The organism is Niallia taxi (assembly GCF_004005475.1).
In the GTDB taxonomy this organism is placed as follows: Bacteria; Bacillota; Bacilli; order Bacillales; family Cytobacillaceae; genus Niallia; species Niallia taxi.
The window spans coordinates 33,241-48,482 of the sequence record NZ_RZTZ01000015.1; the positions used below are offsets into that span (position 1 = coordinate 33,241).

11 protein-coding genes are annotated in these 15,242 nt (G+C 39.4%); 9 read left to right on the forward strand and 2 right to left on the reverse strand.

Annotated elements, in window-relative coordinates; translation table 11 throughout:
• Positions 1–49 precede the first annotated feature (49 nt).
• Complete coding sequence (pepF, locus tag EM808_RS23740) at positions 50–1,849, forward strand: oligoendopeptidase F (RefSeq protein WP_205685894.1); 1,800 nt, start codon at positions 50–52, stop codon at positions 1,847–1,849.
• A gap of 80 nt (positions 1,850–1,929) precedes the next feature.
• Here the strand turns inward: pepF and EM808_RS23745 are convergent, their stop codons facing one another.
• Positions 1,930–2,832, reverse strand: coding sequence for a LysR family transcriptional regulator (locus EM808_RS23745; RefSeq protein ID WP_127741509.1), 903 nt, complete (start codon positions 2,830–2,832; stop codon positions 1,930–1,932).
• A 139-nt stretch (positions 2,833–2,971) separates the two neighbouring features.
• Between EM808_RS23745 and gltB the strand changes: the two genes are divergently transcribed.
• The 8 genes from gltB to EM808_RS23785 all read left to right on the forward strand — a co-directional run bounded on the left by gltB (position 2,972) and on the right by EM808_RS23785 (position 14,280).
• On the forward strand, positions 2,972–7,525 hold the full coding sequence (gene gltB / locus EM808_RS23750) for a glutamate synthase large subunit (protein ID WP_127741511.1): 4,554 nt from the start codon (positions 2,972–2,974) through the stop codon (positions 7,523–7,525).
• 16 nt (positions 7,526–7,541) lie between these two features.
• Positions 7,542–9,032 carry a glutamate synthase small subunit gene (gene gltD, locus EM808_RS23755; RefSeq protein ID WP_127741513.1) on the forward strand — a complete coding sequence of 497 codons (1,491 nt, stop codon included), beginning with the start codon at positions 7,542–7,544 and terminating at the stop codon, positions 9,030–9,032.
• 225 nt (positions 9,033–9,257) lie between these two features.
• Positions 9,258–9,776 carry an HD domain-containing protein gene (locus EM808_RS23760; protein WP_127741515.1) on the forward strand — a complete coding sequence of 173 codons (519 nt, stop codon included), beginning with the start codon at positions 9,258–9,260 and terminating at the stop codon, positions 9,774–9,776.
• Between the two features lie 126 nt (positions 9,777–9,902).
• Positions 9,903–10,367, forward strand: coding sequence for a hypothetical protein (locus EM808_RS23765; protein ID WP_127741517.1), 465 nt, complete (start codon positions 9,903–9,905; stop codon positions 10,365–10,367).
• Positions 10,368–10,444: 77 nt separating this feature from the next.
• On the forward strand, positions 10,445–12,679 hold the full coding sequence (locus EM808_RS23770; RefSeq protein WP_127741519.1) for a DEAD/DEAH box helicase: 2,235 nt from the start codon (positions 10,445–10,447) through the stop codon (positions 12,677–12,679).
• A gap of 80 nt (positions 12,680–12,759) precedes the next feature.
• Positions 12,760–12,966, forward strand: a complete 207-nt coding sequence (locus tag EM808_RS23775; protein WP_127741521.1) for a hypothetical protein — start codon at positions 12,760–12,762, stop codon at positions 12,964–12,966.
• Between the two features lie 89 nt (positions 12,967–13,055).
• Positions 13,056–13,721 carry a peptidylprolyl isomerase gene (locus EM808_RS23780; RefSeq protein WP_127741523.1) on the forward strand — a complete coding sequence of 222 codons (666 nt, stop codon included), beginning with the start codon at positions 13,056–13,058 and terminating at the stop codon, positions 13,719–13,721.
• A 124-nt stretch (positions 13,722–13,845) separates the two neighbouring features.
• Positions 13,846–14,280, forward strand: coding sequence for a peptidylprolyl isomerase (locus EM808_RS23785; protein WP_127741525.1), 435 nt, complete (start codon positions 13,846–13,848; stop codon positions 14,278–14,280).
• Between the two features lie 107 nt (positions 14,281–14,387).
• Here the strand turns inward: EM808_RS23785 and EM808_RS23790 are convergent, their stop codons facing one another.
• Positions 14,388–15,113: a glycosyltransferase gene (locus EM808_RS23790; protein WP_235856702.1), complete on the reverse strand. Its 726-nt coding sequence runs from the start codon at positions 15,111–15,113 to the stop codon at positions 14,388–14,390.
• Between the last annotated feature and the right edge of the window lie 129 nt (positions 15,114–15,242).

Consider the following 15,242-nt stretch of genomic DNA (forward strand, 5'->3'; position numbering starts at 1 on the left):
GAAGCAATGCTATCCAGTATCATGGAAGAAATAATATTATTTAAGGAGGATGCAAATGAATTCTTTTAAAGATCGAAATGAGGTTAAAGAAGCAGAAAAATGGAATCTTGGTGATCTCTATGAGACAGAACAAGAGTGGAAAAAGGACTTGCAATTTGTGGAGGAAAAGGTAAAAGAGATTGCAGGGTTTAATGATAATATTAAGGATGCCGCAGGCTTGCTTGCATACTTAAAACTTTCAGAAGAAATCGGTTACATATATAGGAAGGTTTACGCTTATGGGATGCTCCTTTTAGATACAGATACGAGAAATAATAATGCCCAAAGCCTTGTTGACCAAGCAAGAAGCGTTGGACAAAAATGGAGCAGTGCAAGCTCGTTTTTTATGCCATTTCTTTTAAGCCTTGAGGAAAGTCAATTAAAGGCATACATTGATGCAGAAGATGGGTTGAAGTATTTTGAAAAGGACTTATTAGAGTCTTTCTCCTATAAAAAGCATGTGTTGAGCAAAGAGAAGGAAGAAATATTATCAGAATTAGGAGAATCGCTGTCAGTGCCAAGCCAGGTGTTTGGAATGATTAATAATGCCGATATAAAGTTTGGTGAAGTGACAGATGATGATGGCAACAAAATAGAGCTGACAAGAGGTATGTACTCTAAGCTAATAGAAAACGAAGATAGAGAAAAAAGGGTAGAAGCCTATAAGGCATATTACCAGCCATATGTATCCTTGAAAAATACGATTGCAGCTACCTTTTCGTCTGCAGTCAAAAACAATGTGAAAACCTCGAAATTGCGCAATTATCCATCAGCATTGGAAAAAAGCTTGTTTGGTGATAGAGTTCCAAAGGAAGTCTATGAAAACCTAATTGCTGCAACGAGAGATAATCTTCAATATATGGACGAATATATGCAATACCGCAAGAAAAAACTGGGTGTCGATGAACTGCGTGCATATGACTTAAGCGTACCCCTTGCAGGAGATGCTGCCAAGCAGGAAATTTCGTTTGATGAAGCATTTGATATTATGCTGAAAAGCTTAGCTCCACTTGGTGAAGAGTATATTTCGGTATTAAAAAGCTTTAAAGAGAAGCGGTATTTTGATGTAAGAGAAACACCAGGAAAAAGATCTGGAGCTTATAATTTAGGTGTTTATGGAGTTCACCCATTTATTTTGCTGAATCACCGTGATGACCTTGACAGTCTTTTTACATTAACGCATGAATGCGGTCATGGAATGCATTCCTACTTGAGCAATAAGCATCAGCCGGCAATAAGTGCAGGCTACAGCATTTTCGTGGCAGAGGTTGCTTCAACGGTTAATGAAGTCTTACTGATTCGCTATTTGTTAAAAACAGAGACAGACCCGCAAAAACGAGAGCATTTATTGAACCACTTTATTGACAGTTTTAAAGGCACGTTTTTTACACAAGTAATGTTTAGTGAGTTTGAAAAAGAGGTACATGAAAAAGCAGAAAAAGGCGAACCGCTAACTTTAGATTTCTTTAATGAAACATATGAGTCACTTTTTAAAGCTTATAACGGCAGTGAGCTAGTGCTTGATGAAGAAGTGAAGTATGGGTGGTCGAGGATTCCTCATTTTTACCGTCCATTCTATGTTTATAAATATGCTACCGGTTTTGCTTCTGCGATTACAATTGCAGATAGACTTTTGGAAGGAAAACAGGAAGATCTTGAACAATATTTAGAATTCCTGAAAAGCGGAAGCTCTGATTTCCCGTTGGAATTGCTGAAGAAAACAGGTGTTGATTTAACTTCGCCTGAACCAATCAATCATGCCATGTCCATTTTCCATTCACTAGTGGAGGAAATGACGAAAAAATCGTGATGATTATTGGAAAGCCGTATACGAGTGTATACGGCTTTCTTTAAAGGTTGCATAAAAATTAATGGAATTGCATAAAATTTTTATTGGTATTTTTCGAGAATGGAGAAAAACTCAATTACAAATTGATAAAATGTTTGCACAGACGGTGGCAGTTCGCGGTTTTTCGGGACAATAATACCGACAGTCCTGCTGATTGCCGGATTTTCAATCGGCATTTTTTCCGTGAATTTTGGAATGTTTTCATAAAAGCTGCTTTCTGGCAGCAGTGTAACACCCATTCCAGCAGACACCAGCCCTTTAATTGCATCTAAATCTTCTCCCTCTGAGCTGACATTCGGCAGAAAACCTTCTTGTTTACACGCATCATAAGCAATTTTTTGTAAAATATATCCCTTCGGAAACAAAACAAATGCTTCATTCCGTAAATCCTTTAATCGCAGTGTCCTTCGTTCAGACAAAGGGTGATTACTTGGAAGGAGTGCAAAGATTTTTTCTGTAAATAAAATATTACCTTTTAAATCAAAATCATCTGTCGGAACTGGTCCTAATAGTGCTAAATCCAAATCACGATTTTTAACGGCATCAATTAAAAAACTGTAAGAGCCTTGTCTCAATTGAAAAGTAATATTTGGATGTCTTTCTTTAAATGCAGATATAATGGTCGGCAGCAAATAGCTGGCAAGGCTTGTCGGAAAACCGATTTTTATAGAGCCTCTTTCCGGATCTAAATAGGCATCGATTTGTTCCTTTGCATTGTCCACTGCCTTCATAATAGCAAGAGAATGAGTTAGAAAAATTTTACCAATTGAGGTTAACTTTACATTTCGTCCTTCCCGTTCAAACAGAGGGACACCTAGTTCGTCTTCTAGATTGGCAATCTGTCTGCTTATTGCTGATTGGGCAACATGAAGGCGTTCAGCTGCTTCTGATACATGCTCTCTTTCTGCTACTTCGATGAAATATTTCAGCTGTCTTAATTCCATTTTTTAGGATTCTCCTCCAATTCATCTCATTATTAGATTACTTCTATCCAAATAATATATTGTATATATGAATTTGCATAGTATAATTGGGTTATCTGAAGAAAAAAAAGTGTTAGAAAATCTGACAGGGGTGGTTGAAATGACGTACAACCAATTAGCTAAAGCACAAGGTCTATACCGACCTGAATTTGAACATGATGCGTGTGGAATCGGGTTATTTGCTCATATTAAGGGGATGGCAACTCACGACATCGTTTCAAAAGGACTAAGCATGCTTTGTAAACTAGATCATCGCGGCGGTCAAGGTAGCGATCCGTTAACAGGAGACGGCTCAGGATTAATGGTTCAAATACCAGATGCTTTTTTCCGCAAGGAGATAGTGGATTTTGAATTGCCTGAACGAGGACAATATGGTGTCGGAATGGTTTTCTTTTCAAAGGATGATCCAAACAGACATGAAATTGAGAATAAAATCAATGAATATATTGAGCTTGAGGGCCAGGAGCTTCTCGGGTGGAGAACAGTACCTACAGATGTCAGAAAAATCGGAAAAGTCGCTCAAAAGAGCTGTCCAGTTATTCGACAAGTATTTATAAAAAATAATAATGGGTTAGAGAAGCTTGGTTTTGAACGCAAGCTTTATATTATCCGTAAATTGTCTGAAAATTGGGGCAAGACTGAAGAAAGAGACTTTTATTTCGCAAGTCTTTCCACAAGCACAATCGTATATAAAGGGCTTTTAACATCAGATCAGGTGGAAACATTTTATCTTGATGTGCAAGACCCGGAATTTGTTTCTGCATTCTCAATCGTTCATTCACGTTTCAGTACAAATACATTCCCAAGCTGGGAAAGAGCCCATCCAAACCGCTATTTAATCCATAATGGTGAAATAAATACACTGCGCGGTAACTTTAATGGGATGAAGGCAAGAGAGCAGCAATTCGTTTCCGAAGCTTTCGGTGATGACCTGCAAAAGATACTTCCGATTTTGGATGCAAACGGAAGTGACTCATCCGTATTTGATAATGCTTTAGAATTCTTTATCCTTTCAGGACGCAAGCCGGCACATGCAGCAATGATGCTTATTCCTGAACCTTGGACAGAGAACCCGCATGTAACAGGTGAAAAAAGAGCATTTTATGAGTTTCATAGTGCAATGATGGAGCCTTGGGATGGACCAATGGCAATCACATTTACAGACGGAAATCAAATCGGAGCAATCCTTGACCGAAACGGCTTACGTCCAGCACGTTATTATGTAACAAAAGATGATTATATTGTATTTTCTTCTGAAGTGGGTGTTATCCCTGTAGAAGAAGAAAATATTCTTTATAAAGACCGTTTAAGTCCAGGTAAGATGCTGTTAATCGACTTAGAGGAAGGCAGAATTATTTCCGACGAAGAGTTGAAAGGACAAATCGCAACAGAGCATCCTTATGAACAGTGGCTTTCAGAGGTTGTTAAACTTGAAACACCAGAAAAAGAAGAAGCAGAAACTTTCCAAGACTTACTGATAAGACAGAAGGCTTTCGGTTACACATATGAAGACATTCAGAAGAACCTTTTACCAGTTGTATTGGAAGGAAAAGATCCAATCGGTTCAATGGGTAATGATACACCGCTTGCTGTGTTGTCTGATAAATCTCAATCATTGTTCAGCTACTTCAAGCAGCTGTTCGCACAAGTAACTAATCCTCCTATTGATGCTATCAGGGAGCATATGGTTACATCCACATTGACATGGTTAGGAGCTGAGAGTAATCTCTTGCATCCAACCGCAGAAAATTGCCATCGCATTCAGCTGCAGGGGCCAATCCTTTCTAACGGGGAAATCAGTCAATTAAAAGCAAATAAGCTTAATGGCTTTACTGCACAAAGTTTTTCGGCAATTTTTACAGAAAATTTAGAAGAAAGTCTACAAGCAATATTAAAACAGGCTGAAGCTGCGATATCAAATGGTGTGAGCTTGCTTGTATTAACAGATAGAGAAATGAATAAAGAGCAAAAGGCAATTCCTGTTCTTTTGGCAGTCAGTGCACTGCATCAGCATTTAATTGATAAAGGGCTTCGCTCTAAAGCTAGCATTATCGTTGAATCCGGAGAAACAAGAGAAGTTCATCACTTCGCCAGCCTAATTGGATTTGGAGCAGATGCAATTAATCCATATTTAGTGTATGCGACATACCAAAAGGCAATAGAGGACGAATTACTCAACATCTCCTATGAGGAAGCTGTATCACGCTATAATCAAGTTATTACTGAGGGTGTTGTTAAAGTAATGTCCAAAATGGGCATCTCAACAGTGCAAAGCTATCGCGGCGCACAAATTTTTGAGGCTGTCGGAATTGGTCAGGAAGTGATTGATAAATACTTTGCAGGAACAGTATCGCAATTAGGCGGAATTGGTATGGAAACAATCGCTAAGGAGGCAGCAGATAAACATAATGCTGCATATACGAACACTTACGATGAAAGCTTAGATTCTGGAAGTGAATTCCAATGGAGAAAAGGCGGAGAGCACCATGCCTTTAACCCGAAGACCATTCATACATTGCAATGGGCATGCAGAAGAGCAGATTACGGCTTATTTAAGCAGTATTCTGATGCAGCTAATGAAGAAAGACTGAGCTTTTTAAGAAACTTGTTTGCCTTTTCTTCCAATCAAAAATCGATTGCACTGGAAGAAGTCGAATCGGTTGAATCAATCGTCAAAAGATTTAAAACGGGGGCAATGTCCTTCGGTTCATTAAGCAAGGAAGCGCATGAAACATTGGCAATTGCTATGAACCGTCTTGGCGGAAGTTCAAACAGTGGTGAGGGTGGAGAGGATCCAGCTCGCTATGAATTAGATATGAATGGCGATAATAGAATCAGCGCAATTAAACAAATAGCATCAGGCCGTTTTGGTGTAAAAAGTCATTACTTAATTAATGCAAGAGAACTGCAAATTAAAATGGCACAAGGGGCAAAACCTGGAGAAGGCGGACAGCTTCCAGGCAATAAGGTGTACCCATGGGTTGCTGATGTGAGGGGTTCAACTCCTGGTGTTGGTTTGATTTCACCGCCGCCGCATCATGATATTTATTCAATTGAGGATTTGGCTCAGCTTATCCATGATTTAAAAAATTCGAATCGTGATGCTCGTATAAGTGTCAAGCTTGTTTCTAAAGGTGGAATTGGCACAATTGCTGCAGGTGTGGCAAAAGGTGCTGCAGATGTCATCGTTGTGAGCGGCTATGATGGTGGTACTGGTGCATCACCAAAAACTAGTATTAAGCATACGGGTCTTCCTTGGGAGCTAGGGTTAGCAGAGGCTCATCAAACATTGATGCTGAATGGATTAAGAAGCAGAGTTGTCTTGGAAACAGACGGCAAGCTGATGACAGGTAAAGATGTTGTGCTTGCAGCATTGCTGGGTGCAGAGGAATTCGGTTTTGCAACTGCTCCGCTTATCGTTTTAGGCTGTGTTATGATGCGTGCATGTCATTTGGATACTTGCCCTGTCGGCATTGCGACACAAAATCCAGATCTTCGATACAAGTTTGCTGGCGACCCAGATCATGTAGTGAACTTCATGCGTTTTGTGGCAGAAGAGGTTAGAGAGCTTATGGCTCAATTAGGCTTCCGCACTGTTGATGAAATGGTAGGAAGAACAGACGTGTTAACTGTCGGTGAAGCAGCGAAGAACCACTGGAAAGCGAAGGATTTAGATTTGACTAAACTTCTTTACCAAGTGGAAGGACAAAGAACATTCCAAACACCGCAAAATCATAAAATTGACGAAAGTATTGATATGAGAAAAATCCTTCCTGCAGTGGAAAAAGCAATCCACAGCGGGGAAGCAATCGATTTGCACTATCATGTGCGTAACACAGACCGTGTTATCGGGACGATTGTCGGAAGTGAAATTTCCAAGAAATACGGTGAAAAAGGGCTTCCAGAGGATACAATCAATTTGCATTTATCTGGTTCTGCTGGCCAGAGCTTAGGTGCGTACATTCCAAAAGGATTGACAATCCGCTTGAACGGCGATGTGAATGATTATGTAGGAAAAGGTTTGTCAGGCGGAAAGATTTCCATTACTACACCATCTGTTGAGTCGTTTTCAGCACAGGATAATGTTATTGCAGGAAATGTGGCATTTTACGGTGCAACTAGCGGTGAAGCGTTCATTAATGGTAAGGCAGGTGAACGTTTTGCTGTCAGAAACAGTGGTGCAAGCATCGTTGTTGAGGGTATAGGCGATCACGGATTGGAATATATGACTGGTGGAGAAGTAGTTATCCTTGGAGAAGCAGGCAAAAACTTTGGTGCAGGTATGTCTGGTGGAATTGCTTATGTACTTCCAAGCGATAAAAACAGCTTTGAAAAGCTTTGCAATATGGAAATGATTTTGCTTGAGGACTTGACAGAAGCAGCTGAAAAGGACAGAGTAAAGTCGCTAATCAAAAAGCATGCAGACGAAACAGGCAGCTTCGCTGCAAAGCAAGTGTTAGGCAATTGGGAGAAATATATTCACAAGTTCGTGAAAGTAATTCCGAAGGACTACAAGCGTATGATGAATCAAATCCAAGCAGGAATTAATCTAGGATTATCTCAAGATGAAGCGGAAATGAAGGCATTTGAAAGCAACTCAAACCAAGGCAAAAAAAAACAGCAAACTACTAAAATGACAGTAGCAGTTCGGTAAGAAAGGAGAGATACAATTGGGTAAAGCGACGGGGTTTATGGAATATAAAAGAGAGGAAGCGGAAGAACGGTCTCCACTCTCCCGCATTAACGATTTTAAAAAGTATTCTGCTCCTTTCTCAGACGAGGCGCTAAGCAGACAGGGCGCAAGATGTATGGATTGTGCAACACCATTTTGCCATATCGGGATGGAAATCGGAGGAAGCACCTCCGGTTGCCCGATTCATAATTTAATACCAGAGTGGAATGATCTTGTTTATAGAGGCAGATGGAAGGATGCACTTGACCGTTTGTTAAAAACAAATAATTTCCCTGAATTTACAGGAGCAGCCTGTCCGGCACCATGTGAAGGCTCATGTACTGTTGCCATCTCAGATCCTGCAGTAGCAATCAAAAATATTGAAAGAACGATTATTGATAAAGGGTTTGAAAACGGCTGGATTTCACCAAGAATTCCACAAAAGCGCACAGGCAAAAAAGTCGCAATTGTCGGAAGCGGTCCTGCTGGTCTGGCTAGCGCTGATCAGCTTAACCAGGCTGGCCACTCTGTCACAGTGTTCGAACGCTCTGACCGTGCTGGCGGTTTACTGATGTATGGGATTCCAAACATGAAATTGGAGAAAAAGGATGTAGAAAGAAGAGTCAATCTTTTGACACAGGAAGGTATTGATTTCGTTACAAACACAGAAATCGGCAAGGATATCACAGCAGAAGAGCTTAAGGCTCAATTTGATGCAGTAATCCTATGTACTGGTGCTCAAAAGCAGAGAGACTTAAAGATAGAAGGCAGAGAATCAGATGGCGTTCATTTTGCGATGGATTATTTAACACAATCAACGAAAAGTCTGCTTGATCCAAGTGTCGGAACTCCAGAAATCAATGCAGAAGGTAAAGACGTAATTGTTATCGGCGGCGGTGATACTGGGGCAGACTGTGTTGCTACAGCTCTTCGTCAAAAATGTAAAACAGTAGTTCAGTTCGGTAAGCATCCACAATTAGGATTAGCACGCGCTACTGAAAATATGTGGCCTGCTTTCCCGCATGTGTTCACATTGGATTATGCTTATGAGGAAGCACAGCAGAAATTCGGCAGAGATCCAAGAGAGTACAGCATCCAAACAACAAAATTAGTGAGTGATGAAGAAGGAAAACTGAAGGAGCTTCATACTGTGCAAATGGAAAAAATCAGACAAGAAGACGGCAGATTCCTTTTTAAAGAAGTACCAGGAACAGAAAAAGTTTGGCCAGCACAGCTAGTGTTTATTGCAATCGGCTTTGAAGGTCCTGAACAGCCTGTACTTGCGCAGTTCGGTGTAGATACATTAAATACGAGAATTGCTGCTAAATATGGCAATTTCGAAACAAATGTAGAAGGTGTATTCGCAGCAGGTGACGCAAGAAGAGGGCAAAGCTTAATCGTTTGGGCAATAAATGAAGGCAGAGAAGTTGCATATAAAGTAGATCAATATTTAATGGGCGCTTCATGCTTACCAACAGTTAATGCTTAACATAGAAATGGTATCCCTTAATTGGGATGCCCTTTTTTTTATAAAAAAGCATATTTTTTTCCGAAAAAGGGTAAAAAATTGAAAATGTGTTTATCCTTTTTCATCTTAAGTATATAATAGTAAAAAAATTAATGGCAGTCCTATATATGTATCAATGATTTATGTATTTTCTACAACGATAACAACATAATTGTAGGTGCTTGCTTATAAGGGGAGTGTCGACTTTTGAGAGATGTAAAACTAACAGATATTTTTAACCACCATATTGCGCAAAAGTATATCACCCGTTCAGGCCTGGCACATGCTCTTGCTGTTGCCTATCATGCATTTGAATTGGCTAAGGAAAAAAAGGTAGATGTTGATATTGCTGCAAAAGCAGGATTTCTTCATGATATTGGTCATTACACTTGGTATAAGGATGGAAAATGGGATTATCAATTGTATAAAAAAAATGATATACATCCCATAAAAGGGGCTGAAAGGGCACATAAACTGCTGATCAGGCTTGGTGAAAATCCAGTCAAAGCAAAGGAAATTGCCCTCGCTGTCCTGTTTCATACTGACAGCTTCCTGCCTGGAGGAAGTGTTACTTTAACTGCGCTGCAGCAGATCGTTAAAGCAGCAGACGAAAAAGACGAAGAGCCAGGCGGGCATCATCATTATCGTACTGTCAGTCTTAAAAAAGCACTCGATAGTCTTAAGGTGCTTGATGAAAAAATAGATAAGCATTTAGCGCAAGAATAATGGTTAAAAAAAGCGGCAGAGACATAGGCGGAAATGCCTTTTTCTCTGCCGCTTTGTCCATTTTTTGTATAAAGCATGCCTGTTCATAAAATAATAATGATAGATCTAACGAACAGGAGATTTATTATGACCGCTAAAGTAATTCTATATATAAGCTTGTTTTTACCATGGTTTACGTTGCTGTTTGCCAAAAAGCAGCGCATAAAAAAATATATACCAGTAATTATTCTTACTTGCTTATTAATGACAATCATTTTTCAAATAGCGTATCAATACAACTGGTGGGTGATTCATACATATATCGTTCCATGGGGTTATATGATAGACGTTAGCTTTGCATATGGACTTTTTCCAGTTGGTACGTTTTGGATTTTTTATTTCACAAGTGGGCGCTTCATTTTATTTACAATTACAAATTTGCTTATGGATGCTATTATGGCGTATGTCGTGTTACCATTGCTTATGAAGCTAGGCATTGCAGAGTACAAGCTGATTGCAAGCTGGCAGTATTTTTTAATCATGTATGGAATTTCCTATATTATCTATGGCTATCATATTTGGCAAAAGAAGATTTACAAAGAAGACGCTTAAGTCTTCTTTTTTATTTTCCGATATATATTTGATGCTATAATTAATACTCAATACTGAATGTAATAGAAGGGAATACAATGACAAGTACCTCTAAATATATAAAAGAATGGCAAACAGCCCTTCAGCAAGAAATTAATTATCTTAAAAAGTTTTCTAGTTCAAGGATTGCTTTGTTTAATGGACAGTTCCTGCAAACAGCGGAGGACTATACATATTATTTTGAAAGCATAGCTTTTGTAAAAATACCTATTGGTTCTTCAGTCGTCCTGCACTGGGGAACGGCAAAAATAAATGGCCGTATTTTGTCCTCTGATGGAAAAAGCTTAATAGTTCAAATTGATAAAACAATCGGAGATCATGTGACAGAAGCATTTGTTAGCCACGACCCGTGGGAGCTTCTCGAACAGTTGATGATCCGCTTTGATACGATAAAAGAAAACAAGACGAAAGTTTCGCGAATTAGCAGGCTCATGAATCCTTCCATGCTTGCTAAGCACCCACAGGAAATAAGTAAGAATCATGTTCATGAGCTTTCATTAAGAAGCAAATATAATCCAGTAACCTTTGTATGGGGTCCGCCCGGGACTGGAAAAACCTATACATTAGCACGGGTTGCTTTGCAGAAATATTGGAAGGGTAAAAGAATTTTACTGCTTTCTCAAAGTAATCAGGCAGTTGACGTTCTTATGAAGGAAATTACTAGCACTGCAAAAAGCAAGGATCGGTTTAAGCTTGGTGATATTCTTCGTTATGGTGGAAATGGTGGAGAAGTGGAGCTTGCAGAGGAAAAGATTACGACAAGTGCACTGCTAGATGAGAAGGATAAAGGATTAGCACTTCAAAAGCAAGAATTGCTGGATGAGAAAAATAAGCTGAAAAAGGACTTAGCCAGATCCTTCAGTAGCAGAGATTCACAAAGTCTTCTCACAATGGAAGAACAACTAGCAAGAGTAATGGAGAAAATTCGAAAAAGAGAGCTTCAATTTGTTAAAAAGGCAATGGTCGTTGGCACTACATTGGCTAAAGCTGCGACAGATGCAACCATATATGAGGATAATTATGACCTTGTTTTGCTTGATGAAGCATCCATGGCATATGTCCCGCAAATAGCCTTTGCCGCCTCGCTCGGAAAACGAATGATTGTTTGCGGTGATTTTAAACAGCTTCCGCCAATTGCTGCTAGCAGAAGTGAAGCGGTGAATAAATGGCTGAAGGAAGACATCTTTAATGCATCTGGTGTTGCTGACAGTGTGGCATCAGGCAAGCTGCACCAGCACTTGCTATTACTGAACGAGCAGAGGCGTATGCACCCGTCTATTTCTTCTTTTACAAATAAGCATATTTACCATTCCCTTGTAACAGATCATCCAACAGTAGCTCGCTCAAGAAAAGCCATTACAGAAAAAGCGCCGTTTCCTATGGAAGCAAATATCCTGATGGATACAAGCGGGTTTGGCCATTATAGTGGCTTTGAAAAAGGAACAAAATCAAGAACAAATCTTTTTCATATTCTTATAGCATTACAGCTCATGGCCGAAGCATGGAAAAGCGGGATAAAAAGCATTGGATATGTGACACCATACAGAGCGCAAAGTGAGCTTATGGATGCCGTTGCGTCTGAGCTGTTTCCAAAGCAAATGGCTGACAACAGTTTTCTTGTTGCGACAGTCCATCGATTTCAAGGCAGCGAAAGGGATATGATTATTTTCGACAGTACAGAAGGTTATCCACATGAGCGTCCAGGCATGCTGCTGCTCGGTAAAGATAGTGAGCGATTATTGAACGTAGCTGTCACAAGATCAAAGGGAAAATTTATTCATATTGCCAATTGCGATTTTCTTAGAAAAAGAGTTGGCAGAGACAAAGCTGTCAGAAAGCTTGTTGAACATCAGCTCGCTGAGAATTTATTAGTGAAGGAAGCGGAAATCGGTACTTGGGTTAAAGCAAGCCACCCTTATGTAAAATGGCAGCATGCCAGAAATGTAAAAGATATCTCACAAGATATTAAGCATGCAAAAACAGTATGTATTGTTATGCCTGAAAATAGTAATCCGCCAATTGAATGGCTGCAGCTTCTTGATCATGTGGCAGAATATCCAAAATGCAAAATATATGGACAAGCCAAGTGGGCAAAAACAAGAGGAGCTAAAAGCTTACCTTATGATGGCGGGTTCCCTTTCGTCATCATTGATGAACAAATTGTGTGGATTGGTCATCCCTTGCAGCTTGTGCCAGGGGCGAAGCCACCGTCGATTGCCGTCAGAATGGAGTCAAAACAGCTTGCCGCCTATTTACTTAAACAGCTATCTTAATATTTTTTGATGGACTGTTTACAGCGTTGACGGAAACGATGTATCATTTAAAGGTAGTTGTAATCATAGGAGGGGTATAAATGACGTTAAAAGACACACTTGCACAAGTTTTAACAAGTGATGAGGCAGTCAGTAAATCAATGGAAACATATGACAGTGAAGGATATATCATAATCGCAGACAAGGAAGAACAGCAGCAGGTTCTTTCCAAATTAGAAGAAAATGATTTTTATGTGTATGACGAACAATTTATAGACGGAGTATACCGAATATACATTGAGTTGTAATAAAAGGCAGGCAATCATTTAGCTTAAATTTGTTTATTTATATCTCTTTATGTACAATTAATTCGTCAAGTATATTGGAGGTGTAAATAATGGAAAGAAAACAGAAATTCCTAAAAAACAAATTTTTGCTTGCCTGCTTGTTGCTGCTAACATTGATGCTTGCAGCATGTGGTACAACCAATGAAGCGGAAGATTCAAAAAGCTCTTCCACCAACTCGCCTACGATAGAAGTTAGTCCTGTTGTGACGATTACAATGGAGGACGATTCCAAGATCGAAATCGAGTTATATCCAAAAAAAGCGCCTAATACAGTTAACAACTTTGTCTCTCTTGTACAAAAGGGCTATTATGATGGTCTAACATTCCACAGGGTTATTCCAGATTTCATGATTCAAGGTGGAGATCCTGAGGGCAACGGTACAGGTGGACCTGGTTATGCAATTGAAGGTGAATTCTCTGAAAATGGATTTGACGACAATGATTTAAAGCATGAAAGAGGCGTCATCAGTATGGCAAGGTCAGGTGATCCTAATTCAGCAGGTTCTCAGTTTTTCATTATGACAAAAACGACTGCAAGTCTTGATGGTCAATATGCTGCTTTTGGTAAGGTTACAAGCGGAATGGATGTTGTGGACAAAATCGTTGCAGTTGACAGAGATGCTAATGACAAGCCGAAGCAAGATGTCATCATGAAAAAGGTGACTGTTGATACGAAGGGTGTCACTTTTCCACAGCCGCAAAAGGTAGACGATTGATTGTTTGTTTTTTAGGACAAGCAATAACATTTTATTTCTAGTAGGGAATTATGGTATGATGAATTGAACATTGTCCTAAGCAAAACACAATACATATGGGACAAGATAAAAGGAGATGTTTATAATGGCAGAAAAAGGATACATATTGATGCAAAACGGAGAAAAGATCGAATTCGAACTTTATCCAAATGAAGCACCAGGAACAGTTGAAAACTTCACAAAGCTTGCTAAAGAAGGCTTTTACGATGGTTTGACTTTCCACCGCGTTATCCCAGGCTTCGTAAGCCAAGGTGGAGACCCAAATGGTAATGGTACAGGCGGTCCTGGTTACACAATCAAATGTGAAACACAAGGAAACCCTCATACACACCAAGAAGGTTCATTATCAATGGCACATGCTGGTAAAGACACAGGCGGCAGCCAATTCTTTATCGTACATGACCCACAACCACATTTAAACGGAGTACACACAGTATTCGGTAAAGTAACATCAGGAATCTCTGCTGTTAAAGCAATGAGAAACGGCGATGTTATGGATAAAGTAGTAATTGGCGAATAATTACTGATTAATAGAACAAGCCCCTATGGACGAAAGAATCCAGAGGGGGGTTGTTCTATTTTAGCTAATCTTTAATATTTTACGCATCCATCATTTCCTATTGATGTTTAAAGAAGCAAGAAATGATCTACAATATACTGCACGATGAGCGGCCTATAAATCGCCTCAATACCTTGCATTTCGGCAAGCATCTGCTGCTGGTATTTATTTGTACCTGATTCAGAATGAGAGCGGAACTGTGTCAATGATTCATCCAAATAGACAATATGAACCCCTTTAGACAATAAGCGAAACCACATTTCATAATCATGTGTATATACCATAGCAGGGTTAAAGTCACCAAATTCTTCAAAAATGCTTTTTTTGATTAATATTGTGCATCCGTTTATTGGATTAGAGTATAAATAACCTTCATAAACTGCTTTCATGCTCGAATAATTAGCACCATTCGATGGGACTTGTACATTATTGTTACTGTCGATAATATCATAATTTGTAAAGCTTGCGTCTATTCCTCGTTCTTGCATAAAGGCCATTTGCTTGCTAAGCTTTTCTGGTTTAAAAAGGTCGTCAGAGCTAAGCCAGGCTATATACTCACCAGTTGCTTCGGCAATCCCTCTATTTAAAGCAGTTGCAGTACCACCATTTTCTTTGCGGATATACTTTATTCGTGACCTGTACGGCATAATTTTTTCTCTGTATTTAACAGAGCCATCATCAACTAAAATCACTTCTACATTCGGATAGGTTTGATTTAAGGCACTCCTAATGGATTGGTCTACATAAGCGCAATTATAAAAAGGGATGATGATTGATATTTTCGGATACAACATGCTTCCTCCTTCTGTTTATTCCTCTGCTTTTTTCTTTTCATTAATAGTAATATATGAATATTCCTTCCTTGCTGTATAGGTAAGTGTTTAGCCAAAAATAATCATTGAGCCAGGTTTTTTCTACCTAAT